20 protein-coding genes and 1 pseudogene are annotated in these 22,659 nt (G+C 62.1%); 12 read left to right on the top strand and 9 right to left on the bottom strand.

All coding sequences use genetic code 11. The annotated features are described in order from the left end of the window. Positions 1-2: 2 nt before the first annotated feature. The 9 genes and pseudogenes from hfq to D5261_RS19200 form a co-directional block, all read right to left on the bottom strand. A pseudogene (gene hfq / locus D5261_RS19240) lies at positions 3-230 on the bottom strand (RNA chaperone Hfq); the annotation flags it as partial. A 19-nt stretch (positions 231-249) separates the two neighbouring features. Next, positions 250-1,203, bottom strand: coding sequence for a tRNA (adenosine(37)-N6)-dimethylallyltransferase MiaA (gene miaA, locus D5261_RS19235; RefSeq protein ID WP_119323199.1), 954 nt, complete (start codon positions 1,201-1,203; stop codon positions 250-252). Positions 1,204-1,251: 48 nt separating this feature from the next. After that, complete coding sequence (locus D5261_RS19230; RefSeq protein WP_119323200.1) at positions 1,252-2,319, bottom strand: glycosyltransferase family protein; 1,068 nt, start codon at positions 2,317-2,319, stop codon at positions 1,252-1,254. Positions 2,320-2,592: 273 nt separating this feature from the next. Continuing rightward, positions 2,593-3,741, bottom strand: a complete 1,149-nt coding sequence (gene galK / locus D5261_RS19225) for a galactokinase (protein WP_119323201.1) — start codon at positions 3,739-3,741, stop codon at positions 2,593-2,595. Next, complete coding sequence (locus tag D5261_RS19220; protein WP_119323202.1) at positions 3,738-4,484, bottom strand: nucleotidyltransferase family protein; 747 nt, start codon at positions 4,482-4,484, stop codon at positions 3,738-3,740. Before D5261_RS19220 ends, galK begins: the two co-directional genes overlap by 4 nt. 37 nt (positions 4,485-4,521) lie before the next feature. Then, the gene (locus D5261_RS19215; RefSeq protein ID WP_119323203.1) at positions 4,522-5,319 is read right to left on the bottom strand and encodes an S-methyl-5'-thioadenosine phosphorylase; all 798 of its coding nucleotides are present in this window, start codon (positions 5,317-5,319) and stop codon (positions 4,522-4,524) included. Next, positions 5,298-6,026: a ribonuclease III gene (gene rnc / locus D5261_RS19210; protein WP_119323204.1), complete on the bottom strand. Its 729-nt coding sequence runs from the start codon at positions 6,024-6,026 to the stop codon at positions 5,298-5,300. The genes D5261_RS19215 and rnc overlap by 22 nt, the downstream gene beginning before the upstream one ends. Further along, the gene (locus D5261_RS19205) at positions 6,023-7,228 is read right to left on the bottom strand and encodes a pyridoxal phosphate-dependent aminotransferase (RefSeq protein ID WP_119323205.1); all 1,206 of its coding nucleotides are present in this window, start codon (positions 7,226-7,228) and stop codon (positions 6,023-6,025) included. The genes rnc and D5261_RS19205 overlap by 4 nt, the downstream gene beginning before the upstream one ends. A gap of 121 nt (positions 7,229-7,349) precedes the next feature. Then, positions 7,350-7,712 (bottom strand): STAS domain-containing protein, encoded by a 363-nt coding sequence (locus tag D5261_RS19200; protein WP_125206167.1) that lies wholly within the window; start codon positions 7,710-7,712, stop codon positions 7,350-7,352. Positions 7,713-7,930: 218 nt separating this feature from the next. Here D5261_RS19200 and D5261_RS19195 point away from each other — a divergent pair, with 218 nt between their 5' ends. The 12 genes from D5261_RS19195 (at position 7,931) to D5261_RS19140 (ending at position 22,396) form a co-directional block, all read left to right on the top strand. Next, entirely contained in the window at positions 7,931-9,043 is a 1,113-nt protein-coding gene (locus D5261_RS19195) for a Gfo/Idh/MocA family protein (RefSeq protein ID WP_119323207.1), read from the top strand. Then, positions 9,040-9,798, top strand: a complete 759-nt coding sequence (locus D5261_RS19190; RefSeq protein WP_218025686.1) for a sulfite exporter TauE/SafE family protein — start codon at positions 9,040-9,042, stop codon at positions 9,796-9,798. Before D5261_RS19195 ends, D5261_RS19190 begins: the two co-directional genes overlap by 4 nt. An 8-nt stretch (positions 9,799-9,806) precedes the next feature. After that, positions 9,807-11,492 (top strand): FAD-dependent oxidoreductase, encoded by a 1,686-nt coding sequence (locus tag D5261_RS19185; protein ID WP_119323208.1) that lies wholly within the window; start codon positions 9,807-9,809, stop codon positions 11,490-11,492. 110 nt (positions 11,493-11,602) lie between these two features. Then, positions 11,603-13,282, top strand: a complete 1,680-nt coding sequence (locus tag D5261_RS19180; RefSeq protein ID WP_119323209.1) for an FAD-dependent oxidoreductase — start codon at positions 11,603-11,605, stop codon at positions 13,280-13,282. Positions 13,283-13,706: 424 nt separating this feature from the next. Continuing rightward, positions 13,707-14,603, top strand: coding sequence for a 30S ribosomal protein S2 (gene rpsB, locus D5261_RS19175; RefSeq protein ID WP_119323210.1), 897 nt, complete (start codon positions 13,707-13,709; stop codon positions 14,601-14,603). 111 nt (positions 14,604-14,714) lie between these two features. Beyond that, the gene (tsf, locus tag D5261_RS19170; protein ID WP_125206168.1) at positions 14,715-15,572 is read left to right on the top strand and encodes a translation elongation factor Ts; all 858 of its coding nucleotides are present in this window, start codon (positions 14,715-14,717) and stop codon (positions 15,570-15,572) included. A 3-nt stretch (positions 15,573-15,575) separates the two neighbouring features. After that, the gene (gene pyrH, locus D5261_RS19165; RefSeq protein WP_119323212.1) at positions 15,576-16,322 is read left to right on the top strand and encodes a UMP kinase; all 747 of its coding nucleotides are present in this window, start codon (positions 15,576-15,578) and stop codon (positions 16,320-16,322) included. A 57-nt stretch (positions 16,323-16,379) separates the two neighbouring features. Next, a complete protein-coding gene (gene frr, locus D5261_RS19160) occupies positions 16,380-16,940 on the top strand; it encodes a ribosome recycling factor (protein ID WP_119323213.1) in 561 nt (186 codons plus the stop codon). A gap of 5 nt (positions 16,941-16,945) precedes the next feature. Beyond that, positions 16,946-17,761, top strand: a complete 816-nt coding sequence (uppS, locus tag D5261_RS19155) for an undecaprenyl pyrophosphate synthase (RefSeq protein WP_119323214.1) — start codon at positions 16,946-16,948, stop codon at positions 17,759-17,761. 279 nt (positions 17,762-18,040) lie between these two features. After that, on the top strand, positions 18,041-19,177 hold the full coding sequence (gene dxr, locus D5261_RS19150; protein ID WP_119323347.1) for a 1-deoxy-D-xylulose-5-phosphate reductoisomerase: 1,137 nt from the start codon (positions 18,041-18,043) through the stop codon (positions 19,175-19,177). Continuing rightward, positions 19,174-20,631 (top strand): M50 family metallopeptidase, encoded by a 1,458-nt coding sequence (locus D5261_RS19145; protein ID WP_165864429.1) that lies wholly within the window; start codon positions 19,174-19,176, stop codon positions 20,629-20,631. The genes dxr and D5261_RS19145 overlap by 4 nt, the downstream gene beginning before the upstream one ends. 22 nt (positions 20,632-20,653) lie before the next feature. Next, positions 20,654-22,396, top strand: coding sequence for a proline--tRNA ligase (locus D5261_RS19140; RefSeq protein WP_119323216.1), 1,743 nt, complete (start codon positions 20,654-20,656; stop codon positions 22,394-22,396). Positions 22,397-22,659: the final 263 nt, after the last annotated feature.

The following is a 22,659-nucleotide window of genomic DNA, read 5'->3' as shown; positions in this document are numbered from 1 at the left end:
TCGGCGAAGAGGTTTTGGATCGGACGCATCGGCACGATGCTGGTCACGGAATGCTTGTAAACAAGCTGCGGCGGCTTGCCGGGCGTGTCCAGTAAAATGGTAAAGCTATCAAACCCACGCACGTTGCCGCGCAGCTGGACGCTGTTGACGAGATAGATCGTGACGGGGACGTTTTCCTTACGCGCATGGTTGAGGAATGTATCCTGCAAATTCAACTGTGGCTTGTTCATGAGTGCACTCGGCCCCTTTTTACGAAACGGTGTTCTTGAAGATCGCTTCTATCCGACGGGCGATTTCGTCCACGCCCAGTCCATCGACTTCAATCCATTGCACGCGCGCATCGCCTCGGAACCAGATTAGCTGGCGGCGGGCAAAGTGGCGCGTGTCTTGTTTCATTTCCAACACGGCGTCGTCAAAATTGGTTTCCCCCGCGAGATACCGCGCCATATGGCGGTACCCCAGCGCCTGCATCGGCTTGAGATCGGCGGAATATCCGCGATCCAGCAGACTGCGGACCTCTTCGACGAAACCGGCTTTGACCATTTGATCGACGCGGGAGTCGATTCGAGCGTAAAGCGCGCGGCGATCTCCATAGTTCATACCGACAATGACGACCGGATCGTGCCTTGCCGTTTCTTGATTGCGCGCATGCAGATCGCTGATGGTCTCGCCCTGCACGTGAAAAACTTCCAGAGCCCTCACGATACGCTTGACATCATTCACATGAATCCGCGCCGCCGCCGTGGGATCGATCCGCGCAAGCTCCGCGTGCAGCGCCTCATTCCCATTTGCTTCGGCGAACGCGCGCTTCTCCGCCCGAAACTCCTCATCCGGCGGCACGGTCGGAATATCCAGCTGGCTCGTGATCGCGCGGACGTACAATCCCGTCCCGCCCACGATCAGCGGCAGCTTGCCGCGTCCCAGAACTTCCTGCCGCGCCGCCTCGGCTGCGCTCTGAAAATCCGCCAGCGTCCATTCCTGATCCGGCTCCGCCACATCGACCAAATGGAAACGCGCCGCCGCCAGCTCGTCCGGCGTCGGTTTGGCGGTCCCCAGATCCATGTGCCGGTACACCTGCATCGAATCGGCGGACAGGATTTCGGCGTCGATCAAAGGCGCCAAACACACCGCCGCCGCCGTTTTACCGATGCCGGTCGGGCCGACGATGGCGTACTTCACGCCGCTCTGCGCATCTAAAATCACGGGTTAGTATAGCATATCGGGAGATGGAGATTCAACGAGAGGATAAGCTTACGCCAGCAACCCCAACAGGCGCTCCGCAACGACTGCGGCGCCATCCGTCCGGTAAACCTCAGAATTTAACCGCGCGCTTAACGCCGCCGCCAGCGCCTCGCCCCAATTCCCATTCAAAAATGCCTCGCTCTCGATCCGAATCCCCCCGCCCCACGGCGCCATCCCCCGCTCCAGCGCCGCCGCCTCGACAAAGCCCTGGCGCGGTATGTACATCAGCGGGACGGAGTTCGCGATGCACTCGGTCACCGTTCCATAGCCGGGCTTGGTGATCACTAGATCAACGGACGCGGCGATGTCGGCGTAGCGCCACTGGTCCGTCGACAGCGTTTTGACGTTGGCGACCGATTGGGACGGAGTGTCGAAAGTCAAAAACGTCCAATCACGAAACGCCGCCAGCGCGGGCCAGTCAAGGTCCAGCCCCCACACCCCGAAGTAGAGCAGCGCCAGATGCGGCGTTTCGCACCGGAGCGCTTTGCGCAGATCCGAGCCCACATCGAGACCACGCCGCGCGACGATGGGAACGTGCTCAATATTTGTGAAGACATTCTCCACCGTCGGCGTCGCTAACGGCGTGATCAGCCCCACTGTCGCCGTCCGATACTCATCGCCCATTCGGTCCAGCAGCGCCTGGTCAGCGTCCGTCTCAACATATTCCTGGTAGATGTCATGCCAGGTAAAGTTCGTGATCGCGACGCCGGGAACGCCGGCCTCAAAAGCGGCGCGCAGGGGGAAAGACGGGATATCGGAGACAACGCAACGCACGCCTTCTCGTTTCAGAAACGCGACCTCGTCGGCAAGCGAGGCGTTGTTGCGTTTTTCGATCTCCGCGTAATGATCGAGGGTTTGCCGGGCGAGCGTCGTAACGCTATCGCTTTGCAGGCTGCCGCAGTCGAACTCGGCGGGAAGAAAACGTAAGGATCGGCCGGGAAGTTCTTCGCGAAACACCGAAGGCGCGGCCGTGGTGCGGACGATCACGTCCACATCGCGCGGCAGCGCCTTCAAAATTTGAGCCGTTCGGATCGCGTGGCCGAAGCCGTGCCCGGTGACGTAGTAACAGAGAGTCATGATTCTACCAGGCTTGCGCGAGCAAATCTGTCCCGGCGCTTCCCCTTGCAAACCCACCCCCGGCCTTCGGCCGCCCCCTCCCGGGAAAACCCACCCCGGCCCTGCGGGCCCCCCCTCCCGCCGACGGGAAGGGTTATTTCAGAGTGTGTTATCGCAGGCAGCTTCTGTAAGAGGCAATCCTACCAACCCTTCCCGTCGCGGGAGGGGTCGGCCGAAGGCCGGGGGTGGGTTTGCCCGGGAGAGGGTGGCCCGGAGGGCTGGGTGAGGGCCTTCCTAAAACTCCAGCACATGCGCGCCGGCCGACGCGCGGCACGGGTAAATCTGCGCCGTCTTCCCAAGCTCTGTCTGGTATCGCTCCGACAATTGGGCGCAGAACGCCGGCACGGCTTCCACTTGAACCAAGTTGACCGTGCAGCCGCCCCAGCCGCCGCCGGTGAGCTTCGCGCCGTAGCAGCCTTCGATTTCGATGGCGGCGGCGGCGAGGAAGTCGATCTCCGGGGTGGAGTTTTCGAACAAGTCGCGGCAGGAGGCGTGGCCTTCGATGAGAAGACGCTTGATCGGATCGGTGTCCGTTCCCTGAATGGCGTCGCGCATGGCGAGGACGCGCTGGTCTTCGGTCAGGACGTGGCGGGCGCGCTTGCGCTGGTTTTCGGGGAGTTCGTTCTCGCGGGCGACGAACTCTTCCCACGAAACTTCGCGCAGAAGCTCCTTGCCGAAGTGGGCGGCGGCGGCCATGCACTCGGCGCGGCGGGTGTTGTAATCCCCGCCGGTCAGGGCGTGCTTCGCCATCGAGTCGCAGATGACGACGGCGATGTCGCTGCGGCCCATCGTGACGGCGCCGTGCTCCAGGCTCAGACAGTCCAGAAAGAGCAGGCCGTCCTGCTTGCCGAAGACCGAGGAGAACTGGTCTAAAATTCCGCAGGCGACGCCGACGTATTCGTTCTCGGCGCGCTGGCAGAGGCGCGCGATTTCCATCGGCTCCCGGTCATAGGGAAAGAGCTGCCGCAGAAAGAAAGCGGTCGAAACTTCTAAGGCCGCCGAGGAAGACAGGCCCGCGCCGGCGGGGACGTCGCTGGCGATGACGGCTTGGAAACCGCCGATCGAAACGCCATCCTGCTGCAAGAGGCTCACGACGCCCATCACATAATCGGCCCACGAGTTCTGGGGATCGCGCTGAATGTCCGAGATCGAGAAGGTCGCGGTGCGGCCGAAGTCCGCCGCCACCAGAATCACCTCGTCCGTTCCGGTTGGGGAGCCGACAATGGCCGTCCCCTTGTCCAGCGCCGCCGGAAGCACGAAGCCGCCGTTGTAGTCGGTATGGTTTCCCATGATCTCGACGCGGCCCGGCGCGAACGCGCCGAACTTGGGGGCTTCCCGAAACTGCTGCGCGTAAACTTCGCGCGCTTTGCTCACCACTGTCATGACTTTTTCACTCCGAACTCATCGTTAATCGCCGCGTAATCCTCGGGCGTTCCCACATCGCGCCAGTCGCCGGTCAGCGGCAGCCCTTGCGCGTAATATCCATCCGCGATCATCGCAGAAATCGCGTCCGGCAGCTCGTACTCGCCGCGCGCGGACGGCTGGATCTTGGCCGTGTATTCAAAGATCAGCGGATCGAAGACGAAAAGTCCGGCGTTGTTCCAATGCGTGGTCGCCGTGCCCTTCGCGGGTTTCTCCTCGATCTTTTCGATCTGATACGTTTCGTCGAGATACACGGCGGCGCCCCGATAGGGATCGTCCACCCAGTTCAATCCAATCAGCGCCTTGCAGAACTTCCCGTCGGCGTTCGCATGCGCGTACTCGGCGACGCCCACGCCGTAATTGACCGGATCGAGCATGATATCGCCATAGGTCATAAAGAACGGGGCGTCCGACAGGGCCGCGCGGGCCGTATTGACGGCGTCGCCGACGCCGCGCGGGACTTCCTGCGGGATGTACTGCACCTTCCATCCCCAGCGGGCGCCGTCGCCAAAGTACTCCTCAATCAACGACGAAAGGTATCCGGTGATCAGGACGAATTCGGAAATGCCGGCTTCTTCGTTCAGGCTCGTCATGATCCGCTCGATCATGGGAACGCCGGCGATCGGCAGCATGGGCTTGGGGCGATTTTCCGTCAGAACGCCGAGGCGGGTGCCTCGGCCGGCGGCCAGGATGAGTGCTTTCATACGGTCTCCGCGATCAGGATTTTTGATTGGGAATCGTTCACATCTGTGCGTTTTTGAGCGCGTCGGCGCAGTCGCAGCGGCGGTCGCCCGGGATGGTCTCCAGCATGGCGTGGATCACCCGTTTGACATTCTCCGTGTTTTGCCGGAGGATCTCCAAAACATCCACAGCTTCCACATGGCCCGAGTCGACCACCACCCCGGCGTCGTAGTCGGTAATCAGGGAGATGTTCACATAGCACATCGCCAGCTCGCGCGCCAGGGCGACTTCGGGATACTGGGTCATATTCACGATATCCCAGCCCATCCGCGAAAACCATTCGCTTTCGGCGCGCGTGGAGAAGCGCGGCCCCTGAATGATGACGCACGTCCCGCCGTCATGGACGGGGATATCCTGCGCGCGCGTCGCCTGAATGGCGAGCGTGCGCAGGTGCGGGCAGTAAGGATGCGCGGTCGAGACGTGGATCGTCTGCGGGCCGTCGTAGAACGTGTCCGCTCGGCCCGTCGTCCGGTCGACAAACTGATCGTTGATCACAAAATGCCCCGGCGCGATATGCGCCTGGAGCGAGCCAACGGCGTTGGGCGCGATCACGCGCTGGACGCCCAGCTGCTGGAACGCCCAGAGGTTGGCCCGATACGGGATTTTGTGCGGGGGAAGTTGATGCTTGCGTCCATGGCGCGGCAGGAACGCAACGCGCTTCCCGGCGATGGTTGTCAGGGTGATCGTATCGCTCGGAGAGCCGTAGGGCGTCTCAATCGCGATTTCTTGTGGCTCGGTCTCGGAGAGAGCGTAAAAGCCGCTGCCGCCGAAGACGCCTATTTCTGCGGACGTGTCCATTCGGATCCTATCTGGCCGCTGTCGCGCAGCAGAATCAGCGCGACGTCGGCGGCGGCGAACTCCGCCTCACGCTTGCTTTTGCCGACGCCGGAGCCGACGACGACGTTGTCCAGCAGCACTTCCACGACGAACGTCCGGTCATGGGGCATCCCCTGCTCGTCCGCCACCCGGTAAACCGGGCCGGGCAGGCGGCGCGCCTGGCGGACTTCCTGAAGGGCCGTCTTCGCGTCGCGCCAGTCGCTCGTGCGGTTGATCGCGTCGATCTGGAACCGCAGGCTCGACAGCACGAAATCCCGCGCGGGCTTGTAACCGCGCTCCAGATAGACGACGGCGACAACCGCTTCAAAGGCGTCGGAGATCAAGCTGGAGCGATTGCGGCCGCCCGTGGACTCTTCGGCGCGCCCGATCCGAAGCAAGGCGACGAGGTCGATGCGCCGCGCCGCTTCCGCCAGCGCGGACTGGCAGACAATCAGCGCCTTGGCCTTCGCCAGCTCGCCTTCCTTCTTCTCGGGGAACGCGGAATAGAGATACTCGTTAATGACGAGCCCCAGCACGGAATCGCCGAGGAACTCCAGTCGCTCGTTGCTTTCGAGCGGCTTTTCCGGGACAAGCGATTTGTGCGTCAGCGCCTGCTTCAGCATCGCCATGTCCGTGATCGGCAGCCCACGCGCAAGCGCCGCTTTGCGGAGTTCATCGATCGACGTCATTGCAGCTGGCCAACCGCCTCGGCGATGCGCGCGACGCCCTTCTCGATATTCTTCATGCTCGTGGCGTACGACAGGCGAACGTTGCCGTCCGCGCCGAAGCCCGATCCGGGAACGACCGCCACGCCCTTAGCCGTCAAAAGATATTCGGCGAAGTCGTCCGAGCTGTTGATCTGCTTCAGGTCGCCGCTCTCGGTTTTCCAGCTCTTGCCGTACAGCGCGGAGACGTTCGGGAAGACATAGAACGCGCCGCCCGGATTGAGGCACTGGAAACCGGGGATATCGTTCAGGGCCGCGACGATATAATTGCGCCGCTCTTCAAAGGCGACGCGCATCGTCTCGACCGAATCCTGGGACGCGTTGAGCGCCTCGACGGCGCCGGCCTGCGCGAAGGACACGGGGTTCGATGTGCTCTGGTCCTGAATGCGCGACATCGCCGCGATGATCTCCGGATCCGCCGCCGTGTACCCCAGGCGCCAGCCGGTCATGGAGTGCGCCTTGGAGAAGCCGTTGATCGTGATCGTCAGCGCCCGCGCCTGATCGCTGAACGACGCCGGCGAAACAAACGTGTTGCCGGGATAGATGATCTTCTCATAGATCTCGTCCGACATCAGGTAAACGCCGCGCGACACGCACAGGTCCGAGATCTCACGCAGCGCCTGCGGCGTGTACACGGCGCCGGTTGGGTTGCTGGGCGAGTTGATAATGACGATCTTCGTCTTATCCGTCAGCTTCTCTTCGACCTGCGCGGCGGTCGCCAGAAAGCCCGTGCTCTCGTCGGTCTTAATGAAGACGGGAACGCCGTCGGCCAGTTTGACCTGTTCGGGGTAAGACACCCAGTAAGGCGTCGGAATGATGACTTCATCGCCGGGATCGAGCATCGCCTGCATCAAGTTATAGATGGAGTGCTTGGCGCCCACCGAGACCAAAATCTCATTGCGGCCGTATGTGAGATTGTTATCCCGCTTCAGCTTGGCGATGATGGCGTCCTTGAGGGCGACGGTGCCGCTGGACGCCGTATATTTGGTGTCGCCGGCCGCGAGCGCCGCAATCGCGGCGTCCTTGACATGGGCGGGCGTGTCGAAATCGGGTTCGCCGGCGCCGAAGCCGACGACATCGACTCCCGACGCCTTCAAGGCGTTGGCCTTGGCGGTGATAGCAAGCGTTGGGGACGGCGCAGCGTTACGCGCGCGCTGAGAAAGCATAAATCCAGGCCTCCGTGGCTGTATTGGGGCTAGTATACCGATTGCGCAGAGTGGAAGTCAAGGAGAAATGGGCCGGGCAGGCTTGCCTGCCACAGCCCTGAGATCGCACAAAAACAGGGGATTATCGACTGCGTCCCGGCCGGAGCCAGGGCGCGTTCCAGGCTTGCTGTACGGAATCGAACAATGGAAACTCGAGCTGCATCAACTTCAGCGCGCGCCAGATGCGTCCCCCTTTTCGGGCGACAATCCGGATCGGCGCCGGCTGATCGCGCATGCGCAGCAGCCAGCGAAGTCCGGCGGTGTCCGTATAAGGGGCGCTGGTGGCGTCGAGCAGAACAAACCGCGCCTGTTCGGCGGCGGCGTAGTGGGTAATATGCTCGGGCGAAGGCGCCGAGCCGTCAATCGCGCAGGACGACCGAATTACCAAAACGCGTCCCGCAGGCTGCATGGTCACGGATAACACAGGCGTGGTTGCTGAGGTCATAAGAAAACGATCTCCCGGCTTCGTCATCCATCCGCTGTTCATTACTATACTATCGGCTCAGAAGGTTCCGCATTTTTATCCGCCATTCCACGAGTTTTTGGGCGATTCTTTGCGCATTCGTATGACGCGAGGAATAAAGCGTTTACGGCAGGAAGACGCCGTTCCCGAGTGGAATTAGAAATGCTGTCGGCCTCAACCGCCGGAAGGAGTATTGGGAAATGCCTGGCGCTAACGAAGAAGTATTGAATTTCGCCGTGATCGGATGTGGGACGATCGCTCCGACGCATATTGGGGCCATCCGGCAGATCGACAACGTGCACATCCACGCGCTTTCGGACAGCGTCCCGGAGCGCGCCTACGCCATGGCGGCTCAGTTCGATATTCAGGACGTTTACACGAAACTGGAGGATCTGATCGGCGACCCGATGGTGGATATCGTTTCGATTTGCACGCCGTCCGGGACGCATGCGGATATCGCCGTGGCCGCGCTGCGCGCGGGGAAGCATGTGATCGTCGAAAAGCCGATGGATATCTCGCTGGCCGCGTGTGACCGGATGATCGCCGCCGCCGATGAAACGGGCAAAAAGCTGACCGTCATTAGCCAGCATCGGTTCGATCACGCCACCCAGTACTTGAAGGCCGCTCTGGGTGAGGGCAAACTGGGCAAGATCGTGCTGGCGGACGCCTCGGTGAAATGGTGGCGTACGCAGGAGTATTACGATTCTGGAGACTGGCGTGGCACCTGGGCGATGGACGGCGGCGGCGCGCTGATGAACCAGGGCGTCCACACCGTCGATCTGCTGCAATGGCTCGCGGGCGATGTCGAATCGATCTACGCGCACACCCGGACAGCGGCGCACGAACGGATCGAGGTGGAGGATGTCGTCGTGGCCGCGCTGACGTTCGCCAGCGGCGCGATTGGAACTCTTACGGCCACGACCGCGGCCTTTCCGGGGCTTCCGGTGCGTATCGATATCTTTGGCGCGGAAGGCTCCGCGACGATCGAGGCGGACACGCTGCGGTCCCTGATTCTGAAGCAGGGCGACACGCATCTCAGCGACGCCATCTCCAGCCATGCGGTCTCGGTGGCTCAGGGCGGATCGGCGTCGGTGGTGAACGCGGCGGCCGAGCGCTCGGCCGCCGCCGACCCGGGCGCGGTCTGGGGGGATGCGCATCGGGCGCAGATCGAAGACTTCCTCCGCGCCGTTCGCACGGACGGGACGCCGCTGATCGACGCCCGCGCCGGGCGCAAGCCGCTGGAAATCATTCTCGCCGTATACGAATCGGCGCGCACCGGACAAGCCGTCAAGTTGGGGGCCGCCTCCCAGTGACATTGAACGCAACCCAATGGCTGATCGCGCTGCTGTGCGCCTTTATGGTCGGCCTTTCCAAGACGGGATTTTCGGGCGTCAGCATTATCACCGTCGCCCTGTTCGCCATGATGATGCCGGCGCGCGAGTCCACCGGCGCCGTACTGCCGTTATTGATTGTCGCCGATGTCGTCGCTGTGACGGCGTTTCGCCGTCACGCGGTCTGGTCGCATCTGTGGCGCATGTTTCCCTGGGCCGCCGCCGGGATCGTGATCGGCTGGGCGACCATGCGGCTCATCCACGACGACAACATCCTCAAGCTGATGATCGGCGTGATTTTGATCGTGATGGTGGCCCTGCAATGGGCGCAGCGGCTGCGTCCATTGCCGACGGAGCAGAAGCCCGCCAGCCATCTGTACGCGGCCGCGATGGGCCTCACCGCCGGTTTTACCACCATGACCGCGAACGCCGCCGGACCGGTGATGCTTCTGTACTTCCTCGCCGTCGGCCTGCCCAAGATGGAGTTTATCGGCACCGGCGCCTGGTACTTTTGTATCATGAACTGGTTCAAGGTGCCATTCAGCGTACAAATGGGCACGATCAACGCGCACTCGCTGCTGTTCGATTTGAAGCTCGCGCCGCTGGTGGTGATCGGCGCGCTGACCGGCCGATGGCTGATCAAGTTCGTCGATCAAAAGGCGTTTGAAGCCCTGGCGCTGGCGTTCGCGTTGATCGGCGGGGCCAAACTAATCTTTGACGGCTGGCCGCATTTTTGAGGTAATCCATGATCACTCCCGAGCTCATCCGCACGATCCCGCTCTTCGAATCCCTCACTGAGGCCCTGGTCAATAAACTGACGATTATCTGCGCCGACGTCCACCTCGGCCCCAATCAATGGCTGATTCAGGAGGGGGATACTCCCTCGTTCTTCGTTCTTATTTCTGGCGAAGTCGATGTCATCCGTACGGTCAACGGCGACCCAAAGATCCTGGACACCTACAAATCCGGAGATTTCTTTGGAGAAGTGCCGCTGCTGCTCGGAAGCACGGCCGTGGCGAGCCTGCGCACGAAGTCGGAGTGTCGCATCCTTCGGCTGGAGCGTCCCGAGTTCCAATATCTGGTCACGCACAGCGAAAAGATGGGATCCAGCATCCTGCAAACCATGATGCGGCGCGTGGAGCGGCTTCAGCAATTTTCGATGCACACGCCAATCGAGCGCACGCTTGTGATCGGCCATCATTCCGACCTCGCCTGCTTCAAACTGCGCCAATTTCTTTCCGGCAACCACCAGGAATTCCGATGGCTCGATCCCACGGATAACGCTTGCCAGCCGTTCATTCCCGCCAAAGCGTTGGAAGGGCCCTACCCCGCCGTCATCCTGCCGTCCGGCGAAGTATTGAATGCTCCCAACCGGCGTGAGCTGGCCGAACATCTCGGTTTGCAGACCATGCCCAGCGAAGCGGAGTACGACGTCGTGATCGTCGGCGGCGGCCCCGCCGGATTGGCGGCCGCCGTGTACGGCGCCTCCGAGGGCTTGCGAACTCTGATGGTGGAGCGCGCCGCCCCCGGAGGTCAAGCGGGCACATCCTCACGCATCGAAAATTACCTGGGGTTCCCAACCGGCATCTCCGGCGGCGAACTGGGGCTGCGGGCGCTCGATCAGGCCAAGCGGTTTGGCGCGGAGATCCTGGTCGCCCGGTCGACGCAATCCCTGGAAACGCGCGACGGCGTTCATACGATCACGCTGGACGGCGGCGATTGCGTTCATGCGCGAACCGTGATCCTCGCGACGGGAGTTTACTGGCGTCGGCTCGATATTCCGGGCGCGGATGCGCTGCTGGGACAAGGCATTTACTTTGGCGCCGCCCGCACCGAGGCGATGGGCGTCGCCGGCCGAGATGTGTATCTCATTGGCGGTGGCAATTCGGCGGGACAGGCGGCGATGTTCTTCGCCGACTACGCACGCAAGGTGACACTGCTGATCCGCGCGTCCGATATCGAGAAGGGAATGTCGCAGTATCTGATCGATCAATTGAAAACACGCGCGAATGTCTGCGTCGAACTCAACTGCTCCGTCACGGCCGTTCACGGCGAGACGGCGCTGGAAGCGATTACCGTCGCCAACTCGCGGACGGGCGAAGTGCAGCATTGTGAGACAAATTCGCTCTTTGTATTCATCGGGGCCGACGCGCAAACGGACTGGCTCCCGGATATGATTGCTCGCGACGGGCGAGGTTATATTCTGACTGGCCGCGACGCCATGGATTCGGGACAGTGCGGCACAGACCGCACGCGTTATTTTTTGGAAACGAGCGTGGAAGGGATCTTCGCGGCGGGCGATGTGCGCCATGGTTCGGTCAAGCGCGTCGCGTCGGGAGTCGGCGAAGGCAGTATGGCGATCGCCTTCGTACACCAATACCGAGCCACATTCGCGACGCTCGCGGAACCGCCGCCGGCGGTTTCTGGGTAAGCTGATTATCAACACCGGTTCTTTCCGCCGCTTCGCCGTGTTTGAGTATCATGGACATTGCGTCCGTTCGAACATAAGCCGTACATCGCATCTTTCCGAGGAACAGTATTTTGATTACCCTAGATATTCTTCGCGCAATTCCGCTCTTCAGCAAGCTGGGCGACGCCGAGCTGAGCGATATCGCCGCCGTGTCGGCCGATGTGCACTTTCCCGCCGATCAGTGGGTTCTTCGCGAGGGCGAGCGATCCTCGTTCTATATTCTGCTCGAAGGATCCATCGAAGTCACGAAAGAAAACAAGGGCGAGGACGTCGTCCTGAAGTCCTACATTCCCGGCACGTTCTTCGGCGAAGTTCCCTTGATGCTGGGCGGCGCATCCGTCGCCGGTTTCCGCACCACCACCGAAGCGCGCGTGCTCAAGATGGACGAAGCGGACTTCCACACTCTTGTCACGCGGCGCGACGATCTCGCGGACTGCATCATGCAGGAGATGCTCAACCGTGTGAAACTTCTTCAAAGTGTCTCCGTGAATACGCCCGTGGACCGCGTGATCTTGGTCGGCTACTCCAGTGACGTCAACTGCTACGACCTGCGCCAGTTTCTTTCCGGCAACCACCAGAACTTCCGCTGGCTTGATCCCGCCGATCCCACATGCCAGCAGTATATCCCCTCGGAGGCGAACGAAGGCCCCTACCCTGTCGTCGTACTCCCGAGCGGCGAAACGCTCAAATGTCCCGACAAGCGCAGTCTCGCGAAGAGTCTGAAGCTGAACACCGAGCCGAATGATGCGACATACGATGTCGTGATCGTCGGCGGCGGCCCCGCCGGATTGGCCGCCGCCGTGTACGGCGCCTCCGAGGGCTTGAAAACCTTGATGATCGAGCGCTCGTTCCCCGGCGGCCAGGCCGGGACTTCCTCGCGGATCGAAAATTACCTGGGCTTCCCGACGGGAATCTCCGGCAATGAGCTCGGATCCAAAGCGCTCCGCCAGGCGACGCGGTTCGGAACGGAGATCCTGGTCTCCCGGTCCGTCACCGGTTTGTGTCCCAAGGGCCGCCTGCATGAGATCGTTCTGGACGACGGCGAATCGATCACCACGCGGGTCGTTATCATCGCGACGGGCGTTACCTGGCGTTCGCTCTTCATCCCCGGCGCGAAGAACCTCGTCGGCTGCGGCATCTTCTACGGCGCCGCGCGCACCGAGGCAATGGGCGTAGCGGGCAAGGATGTCTTCTTGATTGGAGGCGGCAACTCCGCCGGCCAGGCGGCGATGTTCTTCGCGGATTACGCGCGCAAGGTCACCCTGCTGATCCGCGCCAACAATATCGAGCAGGGCATGTCCCAGTATTTGATCGACCAACTGAAGACGCGCGGCAATATCGAAGTCTCGCTCAACTCCAGCGTGAGCTGCGTTCGAGGCGACGTCACCCTGGAAGCGATCACCGTCAAGAACTCCCAGACTGGCGAGGAAGTGGAGCACGAAACGGATTCCCTCTTCGTCTTCATCGGCGCCGACGCCGAGACGGAATGGCTCCCGGACACCATCGCCCGCGACGACCGCGGCTACATTCTGACCGGCCTCGACGCCACCCTCTCCGGCCAATGCGGCGCGGAGCGCCGGCCCTTCCTCCTGGAAACCAGCGTCGCCGGCATCTTCGCAGCCGGCGACGTGCGCCACGGCTCCATCAAACGCGTCGCCTCTGGAGTCGGCGAAGGCAGCATGGCGATCGCCTTCGTCCACCAATACCTCGCCGAATGCGCGACACTTTCGGAGCCGCCGCCGGCGGTTTGACCTACCGCCGGCGCTTCGGCCCCGGCAAACCCACCCCGGCCTTCGGCCGACCCCTCCCTGGCAAACCCACCCCCGGCCTTCGGCCGCCCCCTCCCGCGACGGGAAGGGTTAGTAGGATTGCCTCTTACAGAAGCTGCCTGCGATAACACACTCTGAAATCACCCTTCCCGTCGGCGGGAGGGGTGGCCCGAAGGGCCGGGGTGGGTTTGCCAGGGAGGGGTGGCCCGAAGGGCCGGGGTGGGTTTGCCGAGGCAATCCTTCTTTCAGCGGCGCAACCCTTGCGCCTTTCTCCTCTTTTGTGCTATAATCACCGGGCGGAAAATTTCAATCCACACTCGCCGGGACGGAGGCGCGCGTGCCTGCTTTGCAGAACGCGCCTGCCGGATGAACGGCGGGGACGAACCCAACGAAGGAGCGATTAACTTTGTCAGTATTGCAAATGAAAGACCTGCTTGAGGCAGGCGTGCACTTCGGTCACCAGACCCGGCGCTGGAACCCGAAGATGAAGCGGTACATTTACGGTGGCCGCAACGGCATCTACATCATCGACCTGCACCAGACCCTGAAGCTGTTCGATGACGCGTACGCGTTCGTCCAGGAACTGGCGACCAACAACGGCAAGCTGCTGTTTGTCGGCACCAAGAAGCAGGCGCAGGAAGCCGTCGCCGAAGCCGCGCGCCGCTCCCGCTCCTACTACGTGAACTCCCGCTGGCTGGGCGGCATGCTCACCAACTACCGCACCATCCTGACGCGCATCGCTCGCCTTCGCGAGCTCGAGCGCCTGGAGGCCGACGGCACCCTGGATTCGCTGCCGAAGAAGGAAGCCTTCGAGCGCCGCGAAGAGCGGGATCGTCTGGAGCGTTATTTGGGCGGCATCAAGGATATGCCCGGTCTGCCCGACGCCATCTTCATCGTGGACCTGAAGAAGGAGCGCATCGCCGTGCAGGAAGCCCGCAAGCTGGGCATCCCGATCATCGCGATTGTCGACACCAACTGCGATCCCGACGAAGTCGATTATGTCATTCCCGGCAACGATGACGCCATCCGCGCCATCAAGCTGATCTCCAACAAGATCGCCGACGCGATCATCGAGATCAAGCAGGGCGAGTGGCAGGAAGCCAGCGCCACGGATGTCGAGGGCGAAGCCGGCAAGACCGGTGACGAAGTCGACGCCGCCGCTGTCGCCGCGCAGTGGGAAGAGCTGGAGCGACGTGTCGCTGGAACCGACGCTCCCGCGATCGAGACCACGGGCGACGCCGACGCCGTCGTTCCCACGGCGACCGCGATCGCCGAGGGCGAGGCTGCCGCCCCGTCCGCCTAGTCAAAACACTAAGGCGGACGGAGTCTTTGGCTCCGTCCGCCTATTGTTTGTTAACTGTTACTCTCAGCACATGGGCTGAAACACAAATTTGATATCGAAGAGGATTTGAAGATGGCCGAAATAACTGCGGCGATGGTAAAAGAGCTTCGGGACAAGACCGACGCTCCGATGATGCAGGCGAAAAAAGCCCTCACCGATGCAAACGGCGACATGGAAGCCGCCATCCTGCTGCTTCGCGAGAAGAACAGCAAGCTGGAAGTCAAGGAAGGCCGCATCAGCGCCGAAGGCGTCGTGGAAGCGTTCCTGAATGAAACCGCGACTCTCGGCACGATCATCGAGCTGAACTCCGAGACGGACTTCGTCGCCCGTAACGAGATGTTTGGCTCCCTGGCGAAGACCCTGGCGGCGCACGCCAGCGAGCACGCCACCGTGGGAACCGTTGATGAACTTCTGGACGCGATCCACTCCGGCACCGGCGCTCCGGCCCGCACCCAGCTTCAGGAGACGTTCGCCAAGCTGCGCGAGAACATCATCTTCAAGCGCTTCACGGTCTATGAGACTACGGACGGCACGGTCGACGCCTACATTCATATGGGCGGCAAGATCGGCGTTCTGATCGAGCTGACCGGCCAGGGTCCAGAGATCCAGGCGCTTGCCCGTGAGATCGCCATGCACATCTCGTTCTCGAACCCGAAGTTCCTGAGCAAGGATGAGGCGCCCGCGAATGTCGTCGAAACCGAGCGTGAGCTGGTCCGCACCCGCACGATGGCAGACGAGAAGAACGCCAACAAGCCGGCGGAGATCCTGGAAAAGATCATCGAAGGCGGTCTGAACAACTTCTTCAAGGCGAGCGCTCTGCTAGAGCAGGCGTACATCCGCGAGCCGAAGCAGACCATCGCGCAGTTGATCAAAGGCAAGACCGAGATCAAGCGCTTCGTCCGCTACGAAATCGGCGAGGCGAGCGCGTAACCAATGTCTACGCCGAACCATCAACCCGGTGAGCGCTGGCCCCGGGTGCTCTTGAAACTCTCCGGCGAAGCCTTCGCCGGAGACGGTTCGCACGGCGTAATCGACTACGCCGCCGTGGCCACGATCGCGAGTGAAGTCGCCGCCCTGCACAAGGCCGGCACGGAGATCGCGATTGTGGTCGGCGGCGGCAACGTCATGCGCGGCACGCTCGCCGAAAAGGCGGGCATGGAGCGCGTGACCGCCGATTACATTGGGACGCTCGGCACCGTCGTCAACGCCCTCGCCCTTCAGGATTCCCTGGAGCAGCAAGGCGTGGACACGCGCGTGCAGACGGCCCTTCCGATCCAGGCCGTCGCGGAGCCTTATATCCGGCGCCGCGCGCTGCGGCATCTAGAAAAGGGCCGCGTCGTAATCCTGGCCGGCGGCACCGGAAACCCGTACTTCACCACGGACACCGCCAGCGCCCTGCGCGCCAGCGAAGTTCGCGCCGCCGCCATGCTGATGGCGAAGAACGGCACGGACGGCGTCTACGACAAAGACCCGCGCCAGCACACCGACGCCGTGAAGTTCGACCGCATCACTTACACGGAAGCGATCGATCGCCGCCTCAAGGTCATGGACCTGACGGCGCTGACATTCTGCATGGAAAACAACATGCCGATCGTCGTCTTCGATATCAACGTGCCGGGGAACATTCAGCGTGTCGGCGCCGGTGAGCAGATTGGAACCATTGTTACGCGAGACGCGTAGTTAATGAAGGTTCCCAAGCGAACGCTTTTTTCACATGTCCTCTGGAGAATGTACCGAATGAGCCTCAGTGACTTAGCTAAGGAAGCCGAGCAGAAGATGAAGAAGACGGTGGAGGCGACGCAAAATGACTTCGCCACCATCCGCACCGGGCGCGCCAACCCTACTCTTCTCGACGGCATCACCGCCGATTATTACGGAACGCAAACGCCGATCAATCAGCTCGCGACGATCAGCGTTCCGGAATCTCGCCAGCTCGTGATCACCCCCTACGACCGCGGCGCAGTCGCCGCGATTGAAAAGGCGATCAAGAACTCCGATATCAACATCAACCCCGTCAACGACGGCTCCAGCCTGCGCCTCTCCATTCCGCCGCTGACGGAAGAGCGCCGCAAGGAGTTCGTCAAGGTCCTCAACAAGAAGACCGAGGAAGGCCGCGTCTCGATCCGCAACATCCGGCGCGATGTCAACGATCAGTCCAAGGCGCTGGTGAAGAAGAACGAAGCGTCTGAAGACGAAGCGAAGCGCTTTCAGGATCAAATCCAGAAGCTGACCGACAAGTACGTCTCCGAAGTCGATCATATCGCCAAGGCCAAAGAGGCCGAACTGCTGGAAGTCTGAGATCTATGGGATCCCAGAACGCGCAGAACGGCGCCTCCGCGACCGTCCATCATTCCTCGGATACCGCCGAAACCCGCGAGACCAAGCGTCTCCGAGAGCGGCTGGATCCCTCGCGCATGCCCGAGCACGTTGCCGTCATCATGGACGGCAACGGACGCTGGGCGCGCAAGCATCACCTTCCCTCCCGACTTCTGGGACACGCGGAAGGTTATAAGACGACCAAAAAGATCGTCCGCGCCGCCTCCGACCTCGGCGTGAAGTATCTCACCCTTTACGTATTCTCCAACGAAAATTGGCGCCGTCCCAAGCACGAGACGGACGGCTTGATGGCCCTGATCGAAAAGGCGACCCGCAACGAGCTGGCGGAGCTGCACGAGAACGGCATTCGCATGCGATTCCTCGGACGCCGCCTGGAACTGACGCCCTCCCTGCGCAAGGAGATCGAGCGCGCCGAAGCCCTCACGGAAAAGAATCCCGGCCTTGTGCTAAACCTCGCCCTGAACTACGGAGGCCGCGCGGAGATCGTGGACGCCGTACGAAAATTGGCGGAAGCGGCGGCGCGCGGCGAGATCGATCCCGCGAAGATCACGGAAGACGATATCTCGGCAAACCTTTACGCGCCGGATATGCCCGATCCCGACCTGATGATCCGCACCGCCGGAGAGCTTCGCGTCTCGAACTTCCTGCTCTGGGAGATCGCCTACTCCGAAATGTGGGTCACCCCCACCCTCTGGCCGGACTTCAGCGCCGAGCACCTCGTTCAGGCCATCGAAGACTACCAGATGCGCGTGCGCAAGTTCGGCGCGGTGGTGAATCCGTAGACGGTCAGATCATCGACAACAAAGAAGCCGGCGAATAAATTCGCGCCTAAAAGTACAGCCGTCCACCTGCGTGGACTTCAGAGCCTACGGCATTGAGACAAGCGCCTTCGGCGCAAAATCTGAACCCGCGCAGGCGGGTGACCGTATTTTTAGGCGCGAATTCATTCGCCAGCCACTTGCGCAAAGCGCAAGAATTAAGTTAACTAACGGCTAAACCACCCCGACGGCCTTGCGCCTCAGGCGCAAAAATAAGGCGGCAAGCGCACTTTGCAAGACGGCATCAAAAAACTCGTTATCCTCGGATCCACCGGCAGTATCGGCACGCAAACCCTCGACATTGTCCGCCGCCTTCCCGAACGTCTCCAAATCGTCGCCCTTTCCGGACATCGCAACGTCGAGCTGCTGAAGCAGCAGGCCGACGAGTTCGGCGTGTCGCCCGAATGGATCGAGTGCGGCGATGAGGCAAATTTGGAGCGTCTCGCGACGCATCCGGATGCGGACATCGTGGTCGTCTCCGTCGCCGGCGCTGTCGGCACGCGCGCCACCGTCGCGGCGCTGAGGCGGGGCAAGGATATCGCGCTGGCGACGAAAGAAGTGCTGGTGGCGGCCGGCGAGATCGTCACGCGCACGGCGCGCGAAAGCGGCGCGCGGCTTTTGCCAATCGACAGCGAGCACTCCGCGATCTTCCAATGCTTGCAGGGCGCTCCCGACAATTCCGTCGCCAAAATTTTGCTCACGGCTTCCGGCGGCCCCTTTCGTGAGTGGACGAAGGAGCGCATGGAGTCGGTAAGCATTGTCGACGCGCTTAACCATCCAACCTGGCCGTCGATGGGCCGCAAGATCACCATCGACAGCGCCACCCTGATGAACAAGGGGCTGGAGACGATCGAGGCGCGCTGGCTGTTCGATATCCCCATGGAGCAAGTGGAAGTCGTCATTCATCCCCAGAGCGTGGTGCATTCCCTGGTGGAGTACCACGACGGCGCGGTAATCGCGCAGCTCGGCCTGCCGGACATGCGCCTCCCCATCCAATATGCGCTGCTCTATCCCGAGCGCGTCGATTCCGGCCTGCCGCGCATGGATATGACGCAGTTGGCGAAGCCGCTGACCTTTGAAGCGCCGGACACGAACCGCTTCCCCAGTCTTCGGTTGGCGCGCGACGCCGGCGCTGCGGGAGGCGCGCTGCCGGCGGTGCTGAACGCCGCCAACGAGGCGGCGGTGGCCCAGTTTCTGGACGCCAAGATTACATTTCCTGCTATAATGACATTAGTAGAACGGACGATGCATGCGCATCGGCCACTGGAAAACCCGGATCTCGATCAAATCGCGGCGGCGGACCAGTGGGCGCGGCTGACGGTGACTCAACTGATCAATGAAGATCCCAGCCTGCAATGGAACGGAGCGGCGGAGCGATGAATTTTCATTTTCCCAGTTTTCAGGCGATATTCGAAAATCTCCAGCATGTCATTGTCCTGCTGATTATCCTCAGCATCCTCGTCGTCGCGCACGAGTGGGGACACTTCATCGTGGCGCGCATGTGCGGCATGCGTGTCGACGACTTCAGCGTCGGCATGGGCAAGCGGATCTGGCGGGTCGCGAAGCGCGGGAACACGGAATATAATGTCCGTATGCTGCCGATCGGCGGCTTCGTCAAAATCGCCGGCATGGACGCCGATGAGGAGCCGATCAATGTCGCCAAGGAAAAGCTGCTCGGGCGTAAGGACGACCCCGACGCCGCTGAGATCCCGCTGGTCGCCGAGAACACGCCCGAGCTGGAGCCTTACAACGAAGCGGACGGTTTCAACGCCAAGCCGCTCTGGATGCGCTCGCTCACCATTCTCGCCGGCCCGGTTATGTCGTTTATTCTCGGCTACGCCATCTTCTGCCTGATGGGCTGGACGGTCGGCGTCTCCGCCGGCAAGACGCTGAACCGCGTCGCGGTCGTCATGCCCGGCGGCGAAGGGTTCAAAGCCGGCCTGCTGACGGGCGATACGATCGTCAAGATCGACGATAAGCCGATCACCAACGGCGCCGAGATGGTGGACACCATCCGCCACAGCCTCAACAAGCCGATCGCCATCACGGTGCTGCGCAACGGTCAGGAGAAGCTTCTGCATGCGACGCCGCAGCCGCTCTATGACGACGACACGCATAAGCCGATGACCGTTGTGGACGTCATCAACCCTGGCGGTCTCGCCGCCTTCGGCGTGACGGCGGGCGACGAGCTGCGCGCTATCATTCCCGACTCCGACAAAGAGGCGAGCGACGCGCTGCAAACGCCGGCGGAGGCGCTCGACGCGCTCAAAAAATACGCGGGGCAAAAGTCAAAGATCTACGTCGTGCGAAAAGGCGATGTCAAGCCGCTTCCCGCCGTCCTTCCCGCCGCCACACCCGACACAACGCCCACGTTCTCCATCCGCACGCCCGGCGGATTGAAGTTCGGGATGGATGCGGAGGTCAAGCATCTCAGCTTTGTCAACTCCATCAAGTTTGGCAACGAAATGATCGTGCTCCTGTTCAAAAACCTGGGCATGCTGATCAAAAGCCACAAGTTCCACGAGCAGACGGGCGGCGTCATCCGTATGTACCAGGAGACGTCCCGCGCCTCGAAGGTGAACATCAACGAGGAAGTCAGTCTGGCCGCGCAGCTTTCCATCAGCCTGGCGCTGTTCAATCTGCTGCCCATTCCGATCCTCGACGGCGGCCACCTGCTGACGTTCTTCATCGAGTGGGTCCGGCGCGGCAAAAAGCTGACCGAGCGCCAGCAGCAGGCGTTTATGCTGACGGGCCTCGTCATCATCGGCACTCTCTTTATCTTGATCAATGCGAACGATATCCTTCGCACGATCCATCACCAGCTTCCACAGTAGAAAGCGACGACCAGGACAGAACATGCGCGCAACTCAAGCCTTTATTCCGACACTCCGCGAGGCTCCCAAGGACGCCGAGCTTATCAGCCACCGACTTTTGCTCCGGGCGGGATTTATCCGTCCGCTCGCCAGCGGCGTCTACTCCTATCTGCCGCTGGGCCTGCGCGTCATCAACAAGATTTCGAACATCCTGCGCGAAGAGATGGAGCATATCAACGGCAACGAATTCTTCTTCCCGGCGCTCGTCCCGCGCGAGCTGCTCGAAGAATCGGGCCGCGATAAAGTCGATGTGCTGTTCACCGCGAAGCCACACGATTATTTTCTGGGCTTCACGCACGAAGAGGTCATCACGGACGTCGTCCGCAACACCATCAAGTCGTACAAGCAGCTTCCGTTCCTGGGTTACCAGATCCAGACGAAGTTCCGCAACGAGCCCCGCCCGCGCGGCGGCCTGATCCGCGGTCGCGAGTTCTTGATGCTGGACGCTTATTCGTTCGACCGCAGTGAAGACGACGCCCTGGTCGCTTACAAAAAGGTCCGCGAGTCCTTTGGCCGCATGTTCACCCGCTGCGGCCTGGCCTCGATCGCGATCCAGGCGGATTCGGGCGCCATCGGCGGCTCGCTGAGCGAAGAGTTCATGGTCCTGTCCGAGGACGGCGAAGATACCGTGCTTCGGTGCAGCGTCACCGGGTACGCCGCGAACGCCGAGCGCTGCGAAGCGATCCCCGTTCCCGCTGAAGCGCCCGACGCGGAAGTCCCGGCCTTCTCGGAAGTCTCCACGCCCGGCGTCAAGACGATCGAAGAGGTTTCGGCCTTCCTGAAGGTCGATGCAAAGCGCCTGATCAAGACGCTCGTCTTCCTCGCGCCCGACGGATCTCCCGTAGTCGCCCTTGTTCGCGGCGACCGCGAGCTGAATGAAGCGAAACTGGGACGAACACTGGGCGGCCCCGCGCGCCTCGCGGATCCCGCCGTGGTTGAGCGCGTCACCGGCGCTCCCGTCGGCTTCGCCGGCCCTGTTGGCCTGCCCGCCTCCGTGCGGATCATCGCCGACCGCGAAGTGGCGACCGTCCGCGACGGCGTCACCGGCGCGAACAAAGCCGACGCGCACTTCCAGCACGTCCTGCCGGGCCGGGACTTCCCCGCGCCAGAGTATCTCGACCTGCGCACCGCCGTCGCCGGCGACCAGAGCCCCATCGACGCCAGCGGCGTCCTCTACACCGAGCGCGGCATCGAAGTCGGCCACGTGTTCTATCTGGGCAAAAAGTACAGCGCCTCCATGCACGCCGAGTACGACGATGTGGACGGCGCCGCCAAAGAGTTTGAAATGGGCTGCTACGGCCTGGGCGTCTCCCGCACCTTCGCCGCCGCCATCGAACAGCACCACGACGCCGACGGCATCGTCTGGCCGATCACCATCGCGCCCTTCGCCGTCACGATCATCCTGGTCAATCCCGCCGATCCGGCCCAGACCGAAGCCGCCGAAACGCTCTATACTACGCTGAAAGCCTCCGGCCTGGACGTCCTGCTCGACGACCGCGTCGAGCGCCCCGGCGTTAAGTTCAAAGACGGCGACCTGATCGGCGTCCCGGTCAAAGTCACTGTCGGCAAAGGCGTCGCCGACGGCGGCGCGCTGGAGATCGGCCTGCGCCGCGACCGCAACTCCAAACAAGCCGTCCCCATCGCCGACGCCGCCGCGCACGTGCTCGGGTTGGTGAAGCAATTGAAGGACGAGATCCAGGCGAGCGTAGACACGCACGTGGTGTGAAGCGTGGCCCTCAGCCTCGGCCTTCGCCCCCCTCCGGGTAACTATCCAGGCGCTTCCCCGGCAAACCTACCGCCGGCGCTTCGGCCCCGGCAAACCCACCCCGGCCCTGCGGGCCACCCCTCCCGCCGACGGGAAGGGTTGTTTTAGAGTGTGTTATCGCAGGCAGCCCTCGTCAGAGACAATCCTACGAACCCTTCCCGTCGGCGGGAGGGGTGGCCCGCAGGGCCGGGGTGGGTTTGCCGGGGCCGAAGGCCGGGGGTGGG

Source organism: Capsulimonas corticalis (genome assembly GCF_003574315.2).
Lineage (GTDB): Bacteria > Armatimonadota > Armatimonadia > Armatimonadales > Capsulimonadaceae > Capsulimonas > Capsulimonas corticalis.
This window is presented reverse-complemented; position numbering and strand designations above follow the sequence as displayed.

Excerpts from the sequence above, each read along its gene's own strand:
- D5261_RS19230 (WP_119323200.1), bottom strand. The coding sequence starts at position 2,319 with ATGACTCTCTGTTACTACGTCACCGGGCACGGCTTCGGCCACGCGATC.
- galK (WP_119323201.1), bottom strand. The coding sequence starts at position 3,741 with ATGACAGTGGTGAGCAAAGCGCGCGAAGTTTACGCGCAGCAGTTTCGG.
- D5261_RS19220 (WP_119323202.1), bottom strand. The coding sequence starts at position 4,484 with ATGAAAGCACTCATCCTGGCCGCCGGCCGAGGCACCCGCCTCGGCGTT.
- D5261_RS19215 (WP_119323203.1), bottom strand. The coding sequence starts at position 5,319 with ATGGACACGTCCGCAGAAATAGGCGTCTTCGGCGGCAGCGGCTTTTAC.
- rnc (WP_119323204.1), bottom strand. The coding sequence starts at position 6,026 with ATGACGTCGATCGATGAACTCCGCAAAGCGGCGCTTGCGCGTGGGCTG.
- D5261_RS19205 (WP_119323205.1), bottom strand. The coding sequence starts at position 7,228 with ATGCTTTCTCAGCGCGCGCGTAACGCTGCGCCGTCCCCAACGCTTGCT.
- D5261_RS19200 (WP_125206167.1), bottom strand. The coding sequence starts at position 7,712 with ATGACCTCAGCAACCACGCCTGTGTTATCCGTGACCATGCAGCCTGCG.
- D5261_RS19195 (WP_119323207.1), top strand. The coding sequence starts at position 7,931 with ATGCCTGGCGCTAACGAAGAAGTATTGAATTTCGCCGTGATCGGATGT.
- D5261_RS19185 (WP_119323208.1), top strand. The coding sequence starts at position 9,807 with ATGATCACTCCCGAGCTCATCCGCACGATCCCGCTCTTCGAATCCCTC.
- tsf (WP_125206168.1), top strand. The coding sequence starts at position 14,715 with ATGGCCGAAATAACTGCGGCGATGGTAAAAGAGCTTCGGGACAAGACC.
- pyrH (WP_119323212.1), top strand. The coding sequence starts at position 15,576 with ATGTCTACGCCGAACCATCAACCCGGTGAGCGCTGGCCCCGGGTGCTC.
- frr (WP_119323213.1), top strand. The coding sequence starts at position 16,380 with ATGAGCCTCAGTGACTTAGCTAAGGAAGCCGAGCAGAAGATGAAGAAG.
- uppS (WP_119323214.1), top strand. The coding sequence starts at position 16,946 with ATGGGATCCCAGAACGCGCAGAACGGCGCCTCCGCGACCGTCCATCAT.
- D5261_RS19145 (WP_165864429.1), top strand. The coding sequence starts at position 19,174 with ATGAATTTTCATTTTCCCAGTTTTCAGGCGATATTCGAAAATCTCCAG.
- D5261_RS19140 (WP_119323216.1), top strand. The coding sequence starts at position 20,654 with ATGCGCGCAACTCAAGCCTTTATTCCGACACTCCGCGAGGCTCCCAAG.